The following is a 19,405-nucleotide window of genomic DNA, read 5'->3' as shown; positions in this document are numbered from 1 at the left end:
GTCATCAGCTTTGTTTCCATTTCAGGCCGGCGGCTTTCCAGCCACCTGTTGTCCCGCGGTGTCCTTCGGCATCGGGGCCGCCTTCAAATCCCTCGAGGATATTGTAGGCGCGGCTGTAACCGGCCCGGGTCGCGGTTTCGGCGGCGGCGATGGAGCGCACGCCGGAGCGGCAGAGGAAGATCATCGGGGCGGATTTGTTTGGTTGCAGGGCGGAAATCTGGTCAACGAACTGGGGGTTTTTCGCCATGTCGGGAAAAAGCACCCAGGAGACGGGCTGGACCTGTTTGCCGAGTTCGGAAAGGTCCGGCAGGCCGACATAGGCCCATTCCGCGTTGGTTCTGACGTCGATCAGGACAGCCTCCGGCTCGTTTTTTAGCATCTCCCAGGCTTCCTGAACTGTAATATCCCCGGCGTAGGTCGCGTTTGCGCCGGACGTTCCCCCGTTAGTCATTCAAAGATCCCTTCACTGCAATGCTGAACATGGTCCAGATTAGTGCGAACATGATTGATGAGAACTCAACTTTGCTACGGCTCCAGCGGCCGCCGACATCATACGCAACACTTACGTTCATCCACCAGACACCCGAAACAACCAGCCCGGATACGACCCGTCCCCCCGGATCAAATCCGTCCTGTGGCCATTCATCTGTAGGTGATGACGGTTCGGGAGCTCTCACTTGAGAACGGAGGGCAGATTAATCTTATCCACAAGAGGGGCGCAAGGGAGGGCAGCGGAAATTGACAAAAATAATTTTGCCACTTGTCCAAACAACTTCTTGACCCACAATATGTTGTGAAGGCTTCCGATGGAACCGCGTTAACTGGTAAAAGTTGGCGCGTAAATGGATGTGGCATTGCTCGCAAATCGCGTGTTTTGGTCAAAAGAAAAACCGCGGGCCGAAGGGGCGCCGCGGTTTGATTCTCGTGATTCTCCCGATCAGGCGGAGAGAGCTTTCACCTTCGCGTTAAGGCGGGAAATCTTGCGCGATACGGTGTTCTTGTTCAGAACGCCTTTGGTAACGCCGCGGGCAAGTTCGGACTGCGCGGCGCGCAGGGCTTCGGTTGCCTTGCCATGATCCCCTTCGGTCACAGCCAGTTCGACCTTCTTCACGAAGGTGCGGATGCGGCTGCGACGAGCCCGGTTACGTTCGGTGCGGACTTCGGTCTGCCGGATCCGCTTCAATGCAGATTTATGATGCGCCATGACAATCCTGTCTTTTAGCTTCGAAATTCGGAAGCCGGGTTATAACCAGCGGAAATTTTCCCGTCAACAGAAGAATAGGAATAATCGGCCGGAATCGGGAAAATTCCGGCCCGCCCGTGAAAAATGCGGATTTCGCCGGCTTATGGCGCGCAAAATCAGCGGTTCTTGAAGTTCGCCGCGCGCTTTTCGGCGAAGGCCGCCATGCCTTCCTTCTGATCTTCCGTCGAGAAGGTCGAATGGAACACCCGGCGCTCGAACATGATTCCTTCTTTCAGCGTGGTCTCATAGGCCTTGTTGACGCTCTCCTTGCACATCATGACGATGGGCTGCGACAGCTTGGCGATCTCGCCGGCGACCTTGATGGCTTCATCAACCAGATCGGCGAGCGGCACGATGCGGCTGACCAGCCCGGCGCGCTCTGCCTCCTCGGCGCCCATCATGCGCCCGGTCAGGCACATTTCCATGGCTTTCGCCTTGCCGACGGCGCGGGTCAGGCGCTGCGTCCCGCCAAGCCCGGGAATTGTGCCGAGTTTGATTTCCGGCTGGCCGAACTGCGCATTGTCGGCGGCGAGGATGAAATCGCACATCATCGCCACTTCGCAGCCGCCGCCGAGCGCATAGCCGGCTACCGCCGCAATCGTCGGCTTGCGAAACCGCGCGAGCCGTTCCGCATCATTGGAAAGGAAATCGCCCATGTAAACGTCCATATAGGTCTTGGGCTGCATTTCGAGAATGTCCGCGCCGGCGGCAAACGCCTTGTCCGAGCCCGTGACCACGACCGCGCCGATGGCGTCGTCCGCTTCAAACTTGTCGAGCGCGTCCGCCATTTCCACGAACAGCTCCGCACAGAGTGCATTCAGTGCTTTCGGCCGGTTGAGACGGATGAGTCCGACCGCGCCTTTCGTCTCGGTGATAATGTTTTTATAGGCCATTGACTTGTCCTCTGTCTTGTCGCGAAATTCCGCCCATTATGGGCAGATACAAATCGTTGTCCAGCTAAACTCAGGTGTCAGCGCTGGCATTTCGGGCAGAAAAAAGTCGAGCGGCCCGCCTGGGTTATGCGCTCGATAACGCCCGTACAATCCGCCGTCGTGCACGGGGTGCCGGCGCGATCATAGACATCGAAATGATGCTGGAAATAGCCGAGCTCGCCCGAGGTCTGGCTGTAATTGCGAAGCGTCGAGCCCCCGGACGCGATCGCCTCCTCCAGCACCTGGCGGATGGCGGCGGCGAGTCGCTCCGCCCGGGCGCGCCCGACATTTGCCGCGAGACGCCGCGGCGAGATGCCGCTTCGGTGCAGCGCTTCGCAGGCGTAGATATTGCCCACCCCCGCAACAACCGACTGATCGAGCAAGGCGACCTTGACCGGCGATTTTCGACCTGCCAGCCGTTCGGCGAGGATCGGCCCGCTGAACTCGTTGCCGAGCGGCTCAGGGCCGATGCCGCGAAGCTGCGGATGATCAAGAAGGCTCGCCCGGTCGGCAAGAAGCAGAAAGCCGAACCGCCGCGGGTCGTGATAGCGAATGCGAAGCCCCCGCTCCGTCTCAAAGATCACATGATCGTGCGGATCGAGCGGCGTGCCCGGATCAACATCCTTTTCAATCCGGAAACTTCCCGACATGCCAAGATGGCCGATCAGCGCCGTGTCTCCTTCGAACTGCATCAGAATATATTTGGCGCGCCGACCGACCGTCTCGATCCGCGGCCCCGTCAGGCTTTCGGCGAAACCTGCGGCAAAGGGAAAACGCAGATTCTCGCGGCGCAGCGTGATGCGCGTAAAACGGTCGCCGATCAATGCGTCGGCAAGACCGCGGCAAACGGTTTCGACTTCAGGCAATTCAGGCATGGCGCGACAGTAGCGTTATTTTACGCCTTGCGCTATGCTCTTGTTTCGAGGAAACAGAAGCCATTGCAGCGACGGCGGGCGGAACGCATATGACACCAACGGAAAATTCATCGGACAGCACCCATTTTGGCTTTCGCGAAGTCCGGCGGGAGGAGAAGGCGGGGCTGGTTCGCGGCGTTTTCGACAGCGTTGCCGGCAGCTACGATCTGATGAATGATCTGATGAGCGCCGGCGTCCATCGGCTGTGGAAATCGGCGATGATCGACTGGCTGATGCCGCAGAAGGGACAGCATCTTCTCGATGTTGCCGGCGGCACCGGCGATATCGCTTTCCGCTTTCTCGACCGCGTGGGCGGTGAGGGGCATGTCACCGTCCTCGACATCAATCACGCGATGCTGAGCGTCGGCCAGGACCGCGCCATTGACCAGGGGCGGCTGCATGGCCTCGACTGGGTTAATGGGGATGCGCAAAAGCTGCCGCTCACTGACAAATCGGTGGATGCCTACACCATCGCCTTTGGCATCCGCAACGTGACCGACATCCCGCTCGCGCTAAGGGAAGCCTATCGCGTGCTGAAACCTGGCGGGCGCTTCCTCTGCCTCGAATTCAGCAAGGTCGAAGCGCCGCTGCTCAAGCAGTTTTACGATTTCTACTCCTTCAAACTTTTGCCGGAAATCGGCGGTATCGTCGCCAAGGACAAGGCGTCCTATCAATATCTCGTTGAAAGCATAAGGCTTTTTCCCGATGCTGAAAATTTTGCCGAAATGTTGCGGGAGGCGGGCTTCGGTCAGGTCAAATATCGTCTCCTCTCCGGCGGGATCGCGGCGCTGCATTCCGGCTGGCGCCTTTAGGCCGGCGTTTCCGAGGAGCATCCTTCAGTGATCCGGACAATCAACAATTCCCTGCGGCTGCTCTATGTCGCCCGCACCCTCGCCCGGCACGATGCGCTGTTTTTTCTCGACCGCTTTCCGCGGCTGCCGATTGCGCTGGTGCTTCTGCGGAAAGTCATGCCGCTCTTCGCCTTCGGGGCATCACGAAGCCAGGGTCTGCGCGAGGGGGAGCGGCTCGCCAACGCGCTTCGCGATCTCGGCCCGAGTTTTATCAAGCTCGGCCAGGCGCTGTCGGTGCGCGCTGACCTGATCGGCGAAGAACTTGTGCAGGATCTTGGCAATCTCCGCGACCGGCTCCCCCCCTTCCCTTTTGAGGTTGCGCGCGAGACCATTGAATATGAACTCCAGGCGCCGCTGGAGTCGCTCTTTGTCGATTTCGAGCGTGAGCCGGCGGCGGCCGCTTCGATTGCGCAAGTGCATTTCGCGAAGGTCCGCGAGCTGGTCCCCGCCCCGACCGAGGATGACCCCGACGCGGTTGAGGAGGTCTTCCGCGATGTCGCCGTCAAGATCCTGCGCCCCGGCATCGAACTCGCGTTCGAGCGCGATTTGCGGCTTTTCTTCTGGCTTGCCGAACTGGCGGAGCGGTATCAGCCGCAGACCCGGCGGCTGCGGCTCACCAAAATTGTCGAGACGCTGGCCGACTCCGTCGAGCTGGAGATGGATTTGCGCATGGAGGCCGCGGCGGCGTCCGAACTGGCGGAAAACTTCATCGATGAGCCCGCCTTCGGTGTCCCCGAAATTGACTGGCAGCGGACTGCCAAGCGCGTCATGACGCAAAGCCGGGTGATCGGCATCAGTATTGACAAAAAAGCCGACTTGATTGCTGCCGGACATGACCTCGAGGCGCTCTCGCATATTGTCATAAGGGTATTTCTGCACCAGGTGCTGCGCGATGGCTTTTTCCATGCGGATATGCATCACGGCAACCTTTTTGTCACGCCGGACGGGCGTCTCGTCGCCGTGGATTTCGGTATCATGGGCCGGATGAGCCGGGAAACCCGGCTTTTCATGGCGGAAATGCTGCATGCCTTCCTGACCCGGGACTATCGCCGCGCGGCCGACGTCCATTTTCGCGCCGGCTACGTGCCGCCGCACAAATCGCTCGACAGCTTTGCGCAGGCCTGCCGCTCCATCGGCGAGCCGATCCTCGGCCGCCCCGTCAGTGAAATCTCCATCGCCCGCCTGCTCGTTCAGCTGTTCCAGATCACCGAAACGTTCGAGATGGAAACCCAGCCGCAGCTTCTCCTGCTGCAAAAGACCATGGTGACCGCCGAAGGCGTCGCCCAGAGCCTGAACCCGGACATCAACTTCTGGGAAGCAGCGGAGCCGACCGTCGCGCACTGGATGCGGGAAAATATGGGCATCGAAGCGCATGCCGCAGAAGTGGTGAAAGACGGGCTCGCCGTGCTCCAGAAGTTCCCCGCCATCGTCACCAAGGCGGATACGCTGCTTTCGGAAATGGAGGCGCGTGAAAGAAACCGGGACCATCTCGATGAGCTTCGCGAAAAGCTGGCGCAGTGGCGGCGCGATCGTGCTGTCTATGTCGTGGGCGGCGGCATTCTCGGCGCCGCCGCCGCTTCCCTGATCGCGTTGCTGGTATAGCCACGCAAGAGTTGCAATCGCGTTTCAATCAATTGCGGTTTTTGCAAAAAATTTCCTTGCCTGTAGAGTGTGGAATAATTATTTTTCACATAAAAGATAAGTAAAATAATTATAATGACTTGGTTTGGACGCAAATATGGATAACAGAACGGTTCTGCTGATTATCGGCGGCGGCATCGCGGCCTATAAGTCGCTCGAGCTGATCCGCCTGCTCGCCAAGCAGGGGATTCGCAGCCGCGCAATCCTTACCGCGACGGCCAAGCAGTTTGTGACGCCGCTTTCGGTCGCCTCCCTGACCGGCGAGAAGGTCTATGACGATCTTTTCTCGCTGATTGACGAGGCGGAGATGGGCCATATTCAGCTTTCGCGAAGCGCGGACCTCGTCGTTGTCGCCCCGGCGACCGCCGATCTGATGGCCAAGATGGCGGGTGGCCATGCCAATGACATGGCGACGACGGCACTGCTCGCGACGGACAAGCCCGTGCTGATCGCGCCGGCGATGAATGTGCGGATGTGGCAGCATCCGGCGACACGGCGCAACATTCAAACCCTGCAGCAGGACGGCATCCTCACCATTGGCCCGGATGAGGGCGATATGGCCTGCGGGGAATATGGCCCCGGCCGCATGGCCGAGCCCGAGGAGATTTGCGCGGCCATTGTCGATTTCTTCAAAAGGTCGGCGAACCAGCCGCTTCGCGGGCGGAAAATTCTGGTGACCGCCGGCCCGACGCGAGAGGCTATCGACCCGGTGCGTTATATCGCCAATCGCTCATCGGGCAAGCAGGGATATGCAATCGCGGCGGCGCTCGCGGATCTCGGCGCTGAGGTAACACTCGTCAGCGGCCCGACCCGGCTGGAGACGCCGCGCGGCGTACGCCGGCACGATGTTGAATCGGCAAAAGACATGCAGGCCGCCGTCATGGCTGCGCTGCCGGCCGATGCCGCAATCTTCGCCGCTGCCGTCGCGGACTGGCGCGTGGCAACGGAAGCGAAGCAGAAAATCAAGAAGCTGGATGGCTGCCTGCCCGACCTTCCGCTCACCGAAAACCCCGATATTCTGGCCACAGTCGGTCGTTTGACCGACGCGCGCCCGACCCTCGTGATCGGATTTGCCGCGGAGACGGAGCAGATCGTGGAGAATGGCCGCGCCAAGCTCGATAAAAAAGCCTGCGACTGGATTCTCGCAAATGATGTCAGCGCCGGAACGGAAACCTTCGGCGGCGATGAGAATCGTATCTTCCTCATTACCCGCGAGGAGGTGGAGGACTGGCCCAAGCAAAGCAAGGTTGCCGTGGCGCAACAGCTTGCACGCCGCATTTCCGTGTATTTTCAAGAGGATGGCGAATGACAGGCATCACGATTTCTTTAACGCGCCTGCCGCACGGCGCCGGTCTGCCGCTGCCGGCCTATGAGACCGAGCAAAGCGCCGGGATGGACATTCGCGCCGCCGTAACCGATCCGGTCGATATTCCGCCGGGCGGCCGGGCCCTGATCCCGACAGGCTTCAAAATGGCGTTGCCGCGCGGATTTGAGGCGCAGATCCGCCCGCGCTCCGGACTTGCGCTTAAAAATGGCGTCACGCTGCCCAACACCCCCGGGACGATTGACGCGGACTACCGCGGTGAGGTGGGCATCATCCTTCTCAATCTCGGCGCGGAAAGCTTTCGCGTGGCGCGCGGCGATCGCATTGCCCAGATGGTGATCGCTCCGGTGCTGCAGGCCGCCTGGCAGGAAGTTTCGGCGCTTGATGAGACGGCGCGCGGCGACGGCGGCTTCGGTTCAACAGGTGTTACGGAAAGGGCGGGATAAGGATGCTGCATCTGCCGAGGAAAATGCTCTATGCGCTGGAAGCTGTCGTCGATATCGCATTTAATGCCCGCCCCGATCCGGTGCAGTCCAAGGAAGTGACGAAGCGTCAGGGCATTCCGCTGCGCTACCTTGAACAGGTCATGCAGCAGCTTGTGCATGGCGGAATTCTGAAGGGCGTTCGCGGCCCGCGCGGCGGCTATCGCCTTGCGCGCGAGCGGCGCCGGATAACGGCGGGCGATGTCATTCGCGTCATCAGCGCTGCCGAAGTGGAAGAGGATACGCAGATTTTCGCCTCCGAAATCGGCCGCACGGTCGTCGGCCCACTGTGGGAGGAGGCGCAGGCCGCCATGCTCGCGCAGCTCGATGCGGTCACGCTGGAGGATCTCTGTCAACGTGCGCTTGAAAAGGGCGAGGTTGAATCCACGGCCGATGCGTCCCATTTTGAAATCTGACAAACGAAACAATTAATTGAGGCAAGACATGCAAACTGATGCCCCACGCGGTAAGATTTACGATTCCATTATCGACACCATCGGCGCGACACCGCTTGTCCGTGTCCGGCGCCTGACGGCCGAGATCCCGCATGAGGTGAACATCCTGCTGAAGTTGGAGTTCTTCAACCCGCTGGCGTCAGTGAAAGACCGGATCGCGGCGGCTATGATCGAATCCATGGAAGAGGCGGGCGTCATCAACAAGGACACGGCGATCATCGAGCCGACATCGGGCAATACCGGGATCGGGCTCGCGTTCGTTTGCGCGGCGAAGGGTTATAATCTGACGCTCGTGATGCCCGAAAGCATGTCGATGGAACGGCGCAAGATGCTGAAGCTGCTCGGCGCCAATCTCGAGCTGACCGAGGCGGCGAAGGGTATGAACGGAGCGATCGCGCGGGCCGAGGAGCTGAAGGCGGAGATCGGCAATGCGGTCATCCCGCAGCAGTTTGAAAACCCCGCCAATCCGGCCATTCACAAGCTGACGACTGCCGATGAAATCCTTGCCGATACCGGCGGGAAAGTCGATGTGGTCGTGATGGGCGTCGGTACCGGGGGCACGCTGACGGGCGTCGGATCGGTGCTGAAGGCGAAAGCTCCGGGTGTTCGTATTGTTGCCGTCGAGCCGGAAGACAGTCCCGTGCTTTCCGGCGGGCAGCCGGGGCCGCACAAGATCCAGGGAATTGGGGCCGGGTTCACGCCGAAAAACCTCGATGTCAGCCTGATCGATGAAGTTCTCACCATCGGCAATGAGACGGCGTTTGAGACCGCCCGCGAAGTTGCGCGCCTCGAAGGCATTCCAGTCGGCATTTCCTCCGGCGCGGCCGTCGCGGCGGCGCTCGAGATTGCCGAGCGTCCCGATATGGCCGGGAAATCCATCGTTGTGATCATTCCGTCCTTCGCGGAACGTTATCTGACGACGGCGCTTTTCGACGGGCTTTGAGCCATGGCGCTCACCGACGACCAGCTGGAGCGCTATGCCCGCCATATCATCCTCCGGGAAATCGGCGGCGCGGGGCAGCAGAAGCTGCTGGGTGCGAAAGTGCTGGTTGTCGGGGCAGGGGGTCTCGGTGCGCCGCTGCTTCTCTATCTCGCGGCGGCGGGCGTCGGGACGCTCGGCGCTATCGATAATGATCATGTCGAGCTTTCCAACCTGCAGCGGCAGATTATCCATGGAACGGCGGAAATCGGTGCTTTCAAGACCGATAGCGCCGCAAGGTCGGTCGACCGAATAAATCCTGATGTGACGGTTATCCGCTACAACGAGCGACTGACGAGCGAGAATGCGCTGGACCTGCTCGCCGATTATGACGTCATCGCTGACGGGACCGATAATTTCGAGACGCGCTTTCTGCTCAACGATGCGTGCTATTTCGCCAAAAAGCCGCTTATCTCAGGCGCCATGCTGCAATTCGACGGCCAGGTAAGCTGCTTCAAGGCATATGAGCCGGACAAACCCTGCTACCGCTGTCTCTACCCTGCGCCGCCGTCGGCGGAGCTTGCCCGGACCTGCGGAGAAGCCGGGGTGCTTGGCGCACTCCCCGGCGTGATCGGATCGTTGCAGGCGGCGGAGGTGGTAAAAGAGCTCCTCGGCATCGGCGAAGGGCTCGCCGGGCACCTGCTTCTCTACGATTCTCTTAACGCCGAATTTCGTAAGATCCGCATCCCGAAGAACCCCGCCTGCGCCCTTTGCGGCGATCATCCGACGATCACCGGCTTGAGCGGCGCCTAAAGGAAGAAATAGGCAGCAAGAGTAAGGCAGAGCGGCATCGTGATCATCGAGATCAATGTCTGAACCGTGATTATCCCGGCCATGACATCGGCGTCGGCGCCGAGCAGCTTGGCGAGCGCGTAGCCGGAACTCGCCGTCGGAATTACGCCATAGATGATGAGGATCATCGCGGCCGTTCCCTGAAGCCCTGTGATGAGCACGACGCCCGTGATGACGAGCGGGAAAACCACCATCTTGAGAACAGCCGAAAGCGCGACATAGCCCGCGCCCGTATGCACCGCGCGCATCTGCAGGCCCGCGCCGATGCAAAGGAGCGCAAAGGGCAGGGCGGCCTTGGAAAGAAGACCCGCGACCGTACTGATGACGGGAAGGGGGCCGATGCCGGAAAGGTTGAGAAAAGCGCCGAGCGCAATGGCAATCAGCAGCGGGTTACGAAGCAGCTCCTGCACGAGGCGGCGTTTCAGCGACGTCCCGTGCCCGCCGCCCTGATAGCCGACAAGGACGGAAACGCAGTAAAGATTGGTCGGCGGCACCAGCACGGCGGTTGCGACGGTCGCGAGCAGTAGCCCTTCCGCCCCGAAGAGATACTCGGCGACGGCGAAGGCGATAAAGGTATTGTGCCGCGTCGCGCCCTGGAATATCGAGCCGCCGACCCGCGGATCAATCTTCAGCAGCCGGACAGTCAGCAGCGACAGCAGGCCGGTAATCAGCAGCGCGCCGGGAAGGGCGATGGCGTAGGTGCCAAGCAGTTCATTGGTGAAAGGGGCGGTGGTTGTATTGACGAAAAGAAGCGCCGGAAAGAGCACCCAATAGACGAAGCGATCTGCGTAGTGCCAGAAATCACCGCCCGGAAAGCCGTTTCGCCGCAACAGGTTGCCAAGGACGAGCAGGAGAAATATGGGAAGGACAGAGAGCGATATTTCCCACATACCCGGCTGTTCCCCGCATTATCTGTCACGCCGCACACAACACTGGCGTTTGCGCTCTCAACATTGCGGTTCCGCAAGAAAGAAATCTCTAACGGCTGCCGGTCTTTGGAAACACAAAGCCTTTTTCTTTTTCGTCATAAAGTTCCGGGTTCGGATGATATCCGGGCCCGGTAGTGAGCGCAACAGCGGGAAGATCCGCCTGTGTGATATTGGACCGGTATTCCTTTTCATAAACCGCGAGCGGCGCGGGGTTACCGGGCTCCATCAAGGTGACGATGATTTTATAGGGGCGATCCTTCACGACGCCTTCAACGCCCGGGGTGCGCAGCATATACTGCAGTTGCGAGGGTTTGACGGTTGCCGTCACAATGATCGGATCGCCGCCGGACGGGTTTTCAAACTCGGCGATAATTTCGCTGCCCTCGGGTATCGCGCGCTTCGGCTTGGCGACGAAGCCATAAAAAGCCTCGGCGATGCGGTAGTTGAAGATGAAACCGCCGCCGGTAAATTCGAGATAGGGCGATTGTGTATCCTCGCCGCAGGCGCTCAGCAGGAACCCCGCGAGCAACAGGATCAGAGCCGGTTTCCGCATGGAAGGAATCTCTCTGGTCTATGATCTTTTTATGATACGCTTCGCCGCGGTAATTGTCTATGCGGAAGGAGGGGAGCGGCGTTGCCCTTGCTCTACATCCTGCAACAGCTTCTGAACGCGCTTCAGGTGACCGTGATCTATGCCCTGTTTTCCGCCGCGTTCGTTCTTTTCTATGGCGTTACGAACCGTCTGAATTTCGCCTTCGGCGCGCTTGGCATGTGGGCGGCCTGCGTGACGATTATGATGATCTCCCTGCTGGAGGGCGTGACGTTCTGGCCGCTCTCTCTCATTGTTATCGCGGGCGGCATAATCGCCCTTGCGAACACCGCGCTGCTCGGCTTTGCACTGCATCATGCGGTAATCCGCCCGTTGATCGGGCGGCGCATGCAAATCATGCTGATTTCGACGATTGCCGTCGCGATCACCCTGGAGGAGGGGATGCGGCTGATCAACCGATCACGCGATCTCTGGTTGCGGCCGGTATTTGCCGATCCCGTCCCGATTGTCGCGAGCGGGACATTCCCCGTGCAGGCAACGCTGATGCAGATCCTGACGCTCATCATCGGTTTTGGCGCCGTTCTCCTGCTGATTGTCACGATGCAGCGCCATTCCTTCGGGCGCGCATGGCGGGCAATTGCCGATGATATCAGGATGGCAGCCCTTTGCGGGGTCAATCTGTCGTTCGTCCTCACCATGTCTTTCGTTCTTGCGACGTTGATGGCAGGCATCGGCGGGACGTTGATCGCGCTTCTCTACGGGAGCGCGAGCTTCACTATGGGGATGATGATCGGCCTTAAATCAATGTTTATCGCGGTGATTGGGGGGTTGCGCTCGCTCTCAGGCGCGCTCGCCGCATCGGCGGCGCTTGGTTTTTTTGAAACCGCCTGGTCGGCCTATCTCGATCTCGCCTACCGCGATGTTGCGGCGTTCTGCCTGCTGACGCTCTTCCTCGTCACAAAACCGGAAGGACTCCTTCGCCGCTAGGCGCAAAAAAACCCCGCCGCGGCCGGGCCGGGCGGGGTAGATCGTCACGCGCCTGACAGATCAGGCGGTTTTCGGCGCCGACTGCAGGACGTCGTCGTCCACATAATCGGTGAACTGCTCGAAATTCTTGATGAAGCGCCCGACAAGATCCTGCGCCTTCGCATCATAGGCGTCCTTGTCCGCCCATGTGTTGCGCGGATTGAGGATCTCCGAGGGCACACCCGGGCAGGAGGTCGGCATGGCGAGACCGAAATAGGGATCTTTCACCGTCTCGACCTTGGCGAGCGTGCCATCGAGCGCAGCGTTTACCAGCGCGCGGGTATGGGCGATCGGCATGCGATGACCGGTGCCGTATTCGCCCCCCGTCCAGCCGGTGTTGACCAGCCAGCAGTTGACGCCGTGCTTGGCGATCTTCTCGCCGAGCATTTTGGCATAGACGGCGGGGTGGCGCGGCATGAAGGGGGCGCCGAAGCAGGTGGAAAAGGTCGCCTGCGGCTCATTGCCGAGGCCTTTTTCGGTGCCGGCGAGCTTTGCGGTGTAGCCGGAGAGGAAATGATACATCGCCTGTTCCGGCGTCAGCTTGGAGATCGGAGGCAGAACGCCGAACGCATCGGCCGTCAGCATGATGACGTTGGCCGGGTTGCCGGCAACGCCCGTCTCGGACGCATTCGGAATGAAGTCGATCGGGTAGGACGCGCGGGTATTTTCGGTGTAGCGGTTGTCGTCGAGATCGAGCTCGCCGGTGTCCGGATCCATCACGACATTCTCAAGCACGGTGCCGAAACGGCGGGTGGTCTCGAAAATTTCCGGCTCCGCCTCGGCGGAGAGCTTGATCACCTTGGCGTAGCAGCCGCCTTCGAAGTTGAAGACGCCCTCGTCCGACCAGCCATGTTCGTCATCACCGATCAGCATCTTGCTGGCATCGGCGGAAAGGGTGGTCTTGCCGGTGCCGGAGAGGCCGAAGAAGACCGCAGAGGCACCATCATCGCCGACATTGACCGAGCAGTGCATCGGCAGGACATTTTTCTCCGGCAGCAGATAGTTGAGGATGGAGAAAACGGACTTCTTGATTTCCCCGGCATAGGACGTGCCGCCGATGATCACGAGCTTGTCGGCAAAGTTCGGCAGAACGAAGACTTCCGAGCGGGTGCCATCGACTTTGGGGTCGGCCTCGAAGGACGGGATCTGAAGAATGGTGAATTCGGGCTGGAAATCGGCGAGTTCTTCCGCCGGCGGCTGAATGAACATGTTGCGCGCGAAAAGGCTGTGCCATGCGCATTCGGTGATGATGCGGACGCGCAGCCGGTGATTGACATCAGCGCCGGCGTAGCAATCCTGGACAAAAACATCACGCCCGGCGAGATAGTCCTGCATCTTCTTGTGCAGCCCGGCGAATTTCGCGGGCTCGATCGGCTTGTTGACGCTGCCCCACCAGATATTCTTCTCGCTGCCCGGCTCTTTGACGATGAATTTGTCGTTCGCCGAACGTCCGGTGTGCTGCCCGGTCAGGGCGACCAGCGGGCCGCCCGCAGCAAGTGAAGCCTCCCCCCTCCGGATTGCTTCCTGATAAAGGGCGGGCACCGACAGGTTCCAGTATGACCGACCAACTTTGCCAAGACCATTAGCTTCAAGCCCGAAGCGGCTTTTATGAGGTCCGAATTGCTCCACGTTTATTTCTCCACTGCTTTATTTGAGGGGGGCTTTGACTTTGCTTTTCCATACAGAATAATGGGGGCAAAATAAAGGCGCAACCACTCTGATCACGAAAGCGGCCCGCAAACCCACATTATTCCCCCCGAAAAGGCGGATATTTGATCCGTTGACGCGAAACTAGCGCATGTGGACTGAAAAATCCGTTAATTTTCTGATTTTTTTGAGCATTTCTATGATCTGGATCCGCATGTCGCCCGCGCCGGTCGCCGGCTGCTCAAAAAGCAGCCGTTCATAAAGCCAGCCGCATCTGAGGTCGATTCCCGCTTCATCGACGCCGCAGATTTCCCATTCCCCGGCATGATCACTGACTGAAGCGGCCAGCTCCTGCACGGCGTCCGCATGGTCGGAATTCATATGATCCATCACGCCATTCTCGACCTCCGGGTTGTCCAGCGCTCCCTCCGGCAGGATGAAGTCGGCCGGGTCCAGCCAGTGAATATCGCCAAAACCGGCAACCAGATGGCCGGCGCTGACATTGACCCGATAGAGCCTGAAATCCTTGAATTTTGCATAGAGTTTCGCGGGTGGAAAGCGGCGGATAAAGCGTTCGAGCAGCCGCTCATCCGCAATGACTTCCGCCGTGCCCTGCAGGGAAACGCGCGACAGCGTCAGCGGATCGCGCCCCTTTGGATCGCTCGCGATCAGCAGGGAAACGGCGGGGTCTTTTGCAATATTCTGTCCGTGAACAGCCATATCGGAAAGCAGCAGCAACGGGCGGCCGCGCGGATCCGTCGCCATCAGGACAAGGGAGGCATAGGGACTTCCATCCGCGGCCATGCGGGTCGCGAGCGTCACGGTGGATGCGGTCCGGATCAGGCCCTGCACGGTGCGTGTGCGAGTTTCGGTGTTCGATTTGTCATTCATACGGCAGTAATTGCGAATAAGTCGCAGGAAGGCAAATAAAAAGTCATCGGAGGAAGAAAATTTCTTCCGGCGGAGGATTTTTTGCGCCCGAAGAAGGAGCCTTCCGCGCTTTGGACATTCTCTTGCCTTATTTTGACTAAATGTAGATGCAATGAACAGCAACAGGTCATAGAATAGGGTGATGACATGAAACCGGGGACTGAAATGGCCACGAAAGTTGCCCTGGTCGACGACGACCAGAATATTCTCACCACCGTTTCCATTCTGCTGGAGAGCGAGGGGTTCGAAGTCACCAAATATTCGGATGGGGAAGAGGCGCTGAAGGGCCTTGTCGATAACCCGCCGGATCTTGCCGTGCTCGATATCAAGATGCCGCGAATGGATGGGATGGAGCTGTTGAACCGGCTGCGACGCGTGAGCGGCCTGCCGGTTATCTTCCTGACCTCAAAGGATGACGAGATCGACGAATTCTTAGGACTGAAAATGGGAGCCGATGATTACATCCGCAAACCCTTTTCGCAGAGGCTGCTGGTCGAGCGTATCCGCACGGTCTTGCGCCGCCACAGCGCGGTCAAGGAAAGCAACGGCGAGGCGGAGGAGGATATCCTCGTCCGCGGTAAGCTGAAGCTTGACAGTATCCGGCATGCCTGCTTCTGGGATGCCAAGGAGGTGACCCTGACGGTGACCGAGTTCATGCTGCTGCATGCCCTCGCGCTCCGGCCGGGTCACGTAAAAAGCCGCGATCAGCTGATGGACGCGGCGTATGACGACAATATTTATGTCGATGATCGAACCATCGACAGCCATATCAAGCGGTTGCGCAAGAAGATTAAGTCGGTTGATCCCGAATTTTCCGCTATCGAGACCCTGTATGGCGTCGGGTATCGCTTCAAGGAAAAATAACCCCGTAGCCGCTGGGACGTTATGAACGCAGACGCCAAGCCTTATATCGGTAAATCCGTTCCTGCTAGGAAGGCGCAAAGACGGGAAAAGCAGAAAGAGCAGAAGATCCGGCGCGGGCCGTTTTCTTCGCTCGGTCGCCGGATCATGGCGATCAATCTGTTTTCCGTTGTCTTTCTTGCCGGGGCGATCCTTTACCTTGACCAGTTCCGCGACGGTCTGATCGAAGCCCGTTTCCAGTCGCTGACGACGAACGGGCGGATGATCGCGGGCGCGCTCGGCGAGGCGGCGTTGCAGGAAGTCTCCATCGACGGGCAGGTGCAGTCGCTGACCCTTGATTCCACCCAGATCAAACGCGTTCTGCGGCGCCTCTCGATCATTACCAATACGCCGGCGCTGCTGTTTGATCGCGAGGGTGTGCTGATTGCGGACAGCCGGCGGCTGATTTCGGCGGGCCGCAATATCGTCTCCGAGGAGTTGCCGCCGCCGGAAGTGAAAAGCCCGATCCGGGTCTTTTTCGAGGAGCTTTATGACGGCTGGGAAGCGCTCTTCCCCGACAATTACGACTATCCGCTGTTCCCGACCAACCCTATTCCGAGCGGCGCCGATTTCCAGGAAGTCGGTATCGCCATTAACGGCGACAATGCGCGCATGACGCGCCAGACGCAGAAGGGGGAGCTGATGCTGTCCGTCTCGGTGCCGGTACAGGGTTTCAAACATATTCTCGGCGGGTTGCTGCTGACCGAAAATGGCAGCAGCATCGACGCGGCGGTGCGTTCGGCGCAGGTCACGACGCTGATTGTCTTTGCGGTGACGCTGGTCATCACGCTGTTGCTGTCACTTTTCCTTGCGCGCACCATTGCCGCGCCCATTCATATGCTGGCGGAAGCGGCGGACAAGGTGCGCCGCGGTATCGGGCGGCGTATCGTCATTCCCGACTTTTCGGAGCGTAAAGACGAAATTGGCGATCTCTCGACGTCGCTCCGGGCGATGACATCGGCGCTTTATGACCGGCTTGATGCGATCGAGGCGTTCGCCGCAGATGTCGCCCATGAGCTCAAAAACCCGCTCACCTCGCTCAGCACGGCGGTACAGGCGTTCGAGCGGGTGAAGGATGAGGAGACGCGCGAGCGCCTGCGGGTCGTGCTGGCAAGCGACGTGCAGCGGCTCGATCGTCTGATCACGGACATCTCCGCGGCAAGCCGGATCGATGCGGAGCTCTCCCGCTCGGAAGGGGAGCCGGTCGATCTTGGCAAGCTGGTCGAGAGCGTGCTTGATGGATATCGGACAACACAGATGTTCTCCTCGATCTCCTTCAACTTTATCCGCGGCGAGCAGCCTGTCATCGTCAACGGGTTGCCGGGCCGCCTCGGGCAGGTGCTGCGCAACCTTATCGACAACGCGATTTCCTTCTCGCCCGAACATGGCCAGGTGACAATTCGCCTGCGGCCGGCTCCGGCCGGGGCGGAGCTCTCGGTCGAGGATGACGGGCCCGGCATTCCGGAAAACAAGCTCGACGCCATTTTCAGCCGCTTTTATACCGAACGGCCGAAGTCAGAGGATTTCGGCCGGCATTCCGGGCTCGGGCTCAGCATCTCCCGCCTGATCGTCGAGGCGCATGGCGGGACGATCACGGCCAGCAACCGCCTCGATGACAACGGTGTGAAGAGAGGCGCCATCTTCCTAATCAAGTTGCCAAAGTAGAGGCGCTGGCGTAGGTTCTGCGCATGATACGATGTCATGCAAGCTCCGTCGAAATTGACGGCCGGGGCGTCCTTTTGCGCGGACCTTCCGGGGCGGGGAAGTCCGATCTCGCGCTGCGCTTGATCGATGGCGGCGCCCGGCTTATTGCGGATGACTACACCGAGATCCACGTGCGCGGCGACGTCGCGTTTCTGTCGTCTCCGCCGGCGATATTCGGCAAGATCGAAGTTCGCGGCCTTGGGCTGATGCAGCTTGACGCGATTTCCGATATTCCGCTCGCGCTCGTCTTTGATCTGGTGCCCTATGCGAGCATTGACCGCGTGCCGGAGCCCGATATAGTGATGTTCGCGGAAGCCGGGGTGCCGCGGCGCCTGATCGATCCGTTCATGGCGTCGGCGCCGGCGATCGTGCGGCTGGCGCTTCGGCAGGATCCGTTGCTGACGGGATATGAGTGACATGAATTCGGCGTCGGGATCTTTAAATCAGCTCGTCATTGTTTCAGGCCTGTCCGGCGCCGGAAAGAGCACGGCGCTGCATCAGTTCGAGGATATGGGCTGGGAGGTCGCGGACAATATCCCGCTGTTCCTGCTGACCCGCATGGTGGAGGAGGCGGGACGGGGTGCGGGCGACAATCTTGCCATCGGAATTGACCTGCGCACCCGCGGCTTCTCGACGGAACAGGTGCTGGAGATTATCGGCGAACTCCGCGCGCGCGGGACCAACAGGGTGCGGCTTCTCTTCCTCGATTGTGATGAAGCGATCCTGCAGCGGCGCTTTACGGAAACGCGCCGCAAACATCCGCTCGCGGCGGACCGGCCGGTGGCCGACGGCATCCGGCTGGAGATTGAGCGGCTCGCCGGTCTGAAAGAGGCGGCGGATGTCCGCATCGACAGCAGCTATCTGTCGCAGCCCGAGTTGAAGCGCATCCTGACGGGATATTTCAGCCTGCAACCGGCGTCGCGGCTGAGCGTTACGGTGATGAGCTTCTCCTACGCAAAAGGGATCCCGCGCGAAGCCGACCTGATGTTCGATGTGCGCTTCCTGCAAAATCCGCATTACAAGGATGATCTGCGCGCCCTGACGGGGCAGGATCCCGATGTCGGCGCATTCGTTGCCGCCGATCCGGCCTATGACGAATTCATGGCGCGCATTGAAGGGCTGATCACCTTTCTGTTGCCCCGCTATGTCGACGAAGGCAAGTCGTATCTGACCATCGCCTTTGGCTGCACCGGCGGGCGGCATCGTTCGGTATGGGTCGCGGAGAAAATCCATGACCTCGTTGCAAATTCCGGCTATTTTGCAAATCGCGTTCATCGCGACCTGCCGGGCGCGAGAGACAGTAACGCACTATAATTAAATACCATTCAACTGATAACGGGGGCGATATGATTGGAATGGTGCTGGTAACCCACGGGCGATTGGCGGAGGAATTCGTCAATGCGACCGAACATGTGGTCGGACCACAGACGCAGGTGCGCGCCATCTCCATCGGACCGGACGATGATATGGAGCAGCGGCGCCAGGATATCCTGAATGCCATTGAGGAGGTCGAAACCGGGTCAGGGGTGATCCTGCTCACCGACATGTTCGGCGGCACGCCGTCCAACCTTGCCATCTCGGTGATGGAGAAGGCGAATGTCGAGGTGATTGCCGGGATCAACCTGCCGATGCTGATCAAGCTGGCGAGTGTTCGCGGCGATGACGACATGCAAAGCGCCGTTGCCGCCGCGCAAGAGTCCGGCCGCAAATATATCAACGTGGCATCCCACCTGCTGGCCAGCAAATCCTGATGCCGATATGCGGCGACATTCCCCTCTAAGAGAATTCTGCCCTTGAAACGTGATCTTGTCATTCGGAACGCCAGAGGATTGCATGCCCGTGCGGCCGCCAAGTTCGTCAAATGCGTCGAACAGTTTGACGCTGAGGTTGTGGTGACGAAAGGCGAGAATGAGGTCTCCGGGATCTCGATCATGGGCCTGATGATGTTGGCGGCGGCGACGGGATCGACCATTTCGGTCTCGGCGTCGGGGCCGGACGCCCGCAAAGCGCTCGCCGCGCTTACCGAGCTTGTCGAAAACAAGTTCGGCGAAGAGTGACTGCGATCACGCGATTTCCGCTGGAGGAAATTCTTATAATGATATAAGG

The 19,405-nt window shown here is 59.7% G+C and carries 22 protein-coding genes; 14 read left to right on the top strand and 8 right to left on the bottom strand.

Going from position 1 to position 19,405, the window contains the following annotated elements:
* Window positions 1-4: 4 nt before the first annotated feature.
* The 4 genes from V7Z56_RS13415 to mutM all read right to left on the bottom strand — a co-directional run bounded on the left by V7Z56_RS13415 (window position 5) and on the right by mutM (window position 3,050).
* Window positions 5-451: a rhodanese-like domain-containing protein gene (locus V7Z56_RS13415; RefSeq protein ID WP_334130018.1), complete on the bottom strand. Its 447-nt coding sequence runs from the start codon at window positions 449-451 to the stop codon at window positions 5-7.
* A gap of 486 nt (window positions 452-937) precedes the next feature.
* Window positions 938-1,204, bottom strand: coding sequence for a 30S ribosomal protein S20 (rpsT, locus tag V7Z56_RS13410; protein WP_334130017.1), 267 nt, complete (start codon window positions 1,202-1,204; stop codon window positions 938-940).
* 155 nt (window positions 1,205-1,359) lie between these two features.
* The gene (locus V7Z56_RS13405) at window positions 1,360-2,136 is read right to left on the bottom strand and encodes an enoyl-CoA hydratase (protein WP_334130016.1); all 777 of its coding nucleotides are present in this window, start codon (window positions 2,134-2,136) and stop codon (window positions 1,360-1,362) included.
* Between the two features lie 77 nt (window positions 2,137-2,213).
* Window positions 2,214-3,050 carry a bifunctional DNA-formamidopyrimidine glycosylase/DNA-(apurinic or apyrimidinic site) lyase gene (gene mutM, locus V7Z56_RS13400; RefSeq protein ID WP_334130015.1) on the bottom strand — a complete coding sequence of 279 codons (837 nt, stop codon included), beginning with the start codon at window positions 3,048-3,050 and terminating at the stop codon, window positions 2,214-2,216.
* A gap of 89 nt (window positions 3,051-3,139) precedes the next feature.
* Here mutM and ubiE point away from each other — a divergent pair, with 89 nt between their 5' ends.
* The 7 genes from ubiE to moeB all read left to right on the top strand — a co-directional run bounded on the left by ubiE (window position 3,140) and on the right by moeB (window position 9,574).
* Window positions 3,140-3,901, top strand: a complete 762-nt coding sequence (gene ubiE / locus V7Z56_RS13395; RefSeq protein ID WP_334130014.1) for a bifunctional demethylmenaquinone methyltransferase/2-methoxy-6-polyprenyl-1,4-benzoquinol methylase UbiE — start codon at window positions 3,140-3,142, stop codon at window positions 3,899-3,901.
* A gap of 27 nt (window positions 3,902-3,928) precedes the next feature.
* On the top strand, window positions 3,929-5,542 hold the full coding sequence (ubiB, locus tag V7Z56_RS13390) for a 2-polyprenylphenol 6-hydroxylase (RefSeq protein ID WP_334130013.1): 1,614 nt from the start codon (window positions 3,929-3,931) through the stop codon (window positions 5,540-5,542).
* Window positions 5,543-5,678: 136 nt separating this feature from the next.
* A complete protein-coding gene (coaBC, locus tag V7Z56_RS13385; RefSeq protein ID WP_334130012.1) occupies window positions 5,679-6,890 on the top strand; it encodes a bifunctional phosphopantothenoylcysteine decarboxylase/phosphopantothenate--cysteine ligase CoaBC in 1,212 nt (403 codons plus the stop codon).
* On the top strand, window positions 6,887-7,351 hold the full coding sequence (gene dut / locus V7Z56_RS13380; protein ID WP_334130011.1) for a dUTP diphosphatase: 465 nt from the start codon (window positions 6,887-6,889) through the stop codon (window positions 7,349-7,351). Before coaBC ends, dut begins: the two co-directional genes overlap by 4 nt.
* 2 nt (window positions 7,352-7,353) lie before the next feature.
* Window positions 7,354-7,803: an RrF2 family transcriptional regulator gene (locus tag V7Z56_RS13375; protein ID WP_334130010.1), complete on the top strand. Its 450-nt coding sequence runs from the start codon at window positions 7,354-7,356 to the stop codon at window positions 7,801-7,803.
* Between the two features lie 28 nt (window positions 7,804-7,831).
* On the top strand, window positions 7,832-8,785 hold the full coding sequence (cysK, locus tag V7Z56_RS13370) for a cysteine synthase A (protein ID WP_334130009.1): 954 nt from the start codon (window positions 7,832-7,834) through the stop codon (window positions 8,783-8,785).
* Between the two features lie 3 nt (window positions 8,786-8,788).
* Window positions 8,789-9,574: a molybdopterin-synthase adenylyltransferase MoeB gene (moeB, locus tag V7Z56_RS13365; RefSeq protein WP_334130008.1), complete on the top strand. Its 786-nt coding sequence runs from the start codon at window positions 8,789-8,791 to the stop codon at window positions 9,572-9,574.
* Here moeB and V7Z56_RS13360 read toward each other — a convergent pair.
* Entirely contained in the window at window positions 9,571-10,503 is a 933-nt protein-coding gene (locus V7Z56_RS13360; RefSeq protein ID WP_334130007.1) for an AEC family transporter, read from the bottom strand. The two genes, moeB and V7Z56_RS13360, sit on opposite strands and share 4 nt — an antisense overlap.
* 88 nt (window positions 10,504-10,591) lie before the next feature.
* Window positions 10,592-11,095 carry a hypothetical protein gene (locus V7Z56_RS13355; protein ID WP_334130006.1) on the bottom strand — a complete coding sequence of 168 codons (504 nt, stop codon included), beginning with the start codon at window positions 11,093-11,095 and terminating at the stop codon, window positions 10,592-10,594.
* 81 nt (window positions 11,096-11,176) lie between these two features.
* Here V7Z56_RS13355 and V7Z56_RS13350 point away from each other — a divergent pair, with 81 nt between their 5' ends.
* Window positions 11,177-12,079, top strand: coding sequence for a branched-chain amino acid ABC transporter permease (locus V7Z56_RS13350; RefSeq protein ID WP_334130005.1), 903 nt, complete (start codon window positions 11,177-11,179; stop codon window positions 12,077-12,079).
* 60 nt (window positions 12,080-12,139) lie between these two features.
* Here V7Z56_RS13350 and V7Z56_RS13345 read toward each other — a convergent pair whose 3' ends face one another.
* Window positions 12,140-13,747, bottom strand: coding sequence for a phosphoenolpyruvate carboxykinase (locus tag V7Z56_RS13345; RefSeq protein ID WP_334130004.1), 1,608 nt, complete (start codon window positions 13,745-13,747; stop codon window positions 12,140-12,142).
* A gap of 162 nt (window positions 13,748-13,909) precedes the next feature.
* Window positions 13,910-14,656, bottom strand: coding sequence for a HugZ family pyridoxamine 5'-phosphate oxidase (locus V7Z56_RS13340; protein ID WP_334130003.1), 747 nt, complete (start codon window positions 14,654-14,656; stop codon window positions 13,910-13,912).
* 204 nt (window positions 14,657-14,860) lie between these two features.
* On the opposite strand from V7Z56_RS13340, the gene V7Z56_RS13335 reads away from it, so the two are divergent.
* The 6 genes from V7Z56_RS13335 to V7Z56_RS13310 are packed head-to-tail and all read left to right on the top strand — an operon-like array spanning window position 14,861 to window position 19,356.
* Window positions 14,861-15,559 (top strand): response regulator transcription factor, encoded by a 699-nt coding sequence (locus V7Z56_RS13335; RefSeq protein ID WP_334130002.1) that lies wholly within the window; start codon window positions 14,861-14,863, stop codon window positions 15,557-15,559.
* A 21-nt stretch (window positions 15,560-15,580) separates the two neighbouring features.
* Window positions 15,581-17,260, top strand: a complete 1,680-nt coding sequence (locus V7Z56_RS13330) for a sensor histidine kinase (RefSeq protein ID WP_334130001.1) — start codon at window positions 15,581-15,583, stop codon at window positions 17,258-17,260.
* Window positions 17,261-17,283: 23 nt separating this feature from the next.
* Window positions 17,284-17,715 (top strand): HPr kinase/phosphorylase, encoded by a 432-nt coding sequence (locus V7Z56_RS13325; protein ID WP_334130000.1) that lies wholly within the window; start codon window positions 17,284-17,286, stop codon window positions 17,713-17,715.
* A complete protein-coding gene (gene rapZ / locus V7Z56_RS13320) occupies window positions 17,708-18,613 on the top strand; it encodes an RNase adapter RapZ (RefSeq protein ID WP_334129999.1) in 906 nt (301 codons plus the stop codon). Before V7Z56_RS13325 ends, rapZ begins: the two co-directional genes overlap by 8 nt.
* Before the next feature lie 32 nt (window positions 18,614-18,645).
* A complete protein-coding gene (locus V7Z56_RS13315) occupies window positions 18,646-19,050 on the top strand; it encodes a PTS sugar transporter subunit IIA (protein ID WP_334129998.1) in 405 nt (134 codons plus the stop codon).
* A gap of 42 nt (window positions 19,051-19,092) precedes the next feature.
* A complete protein-coding gene (locus V7Z56_RS13310; protein WP_334129997.1) occupies window positions 19,093-19,356 on the top strand; it encodes an HPr family phosphocarrier protein in 264 nt (87 codons plus the stop codon).
* Window positions 19,357-19,405 lie beyond the last annotated feature (49 nt).

The organism is Sneathiella sp., assembly GCF_036844445.1.
Taxonomy (GTDB): Bacteria; Pseudomonadota; Alphaproteobacteria; order Sneathiellales; family Sneathiellaceae; genus Sneathiella.
This window is presented reverse-complemented; position numbering and strand designations above follow the sequence as displayed.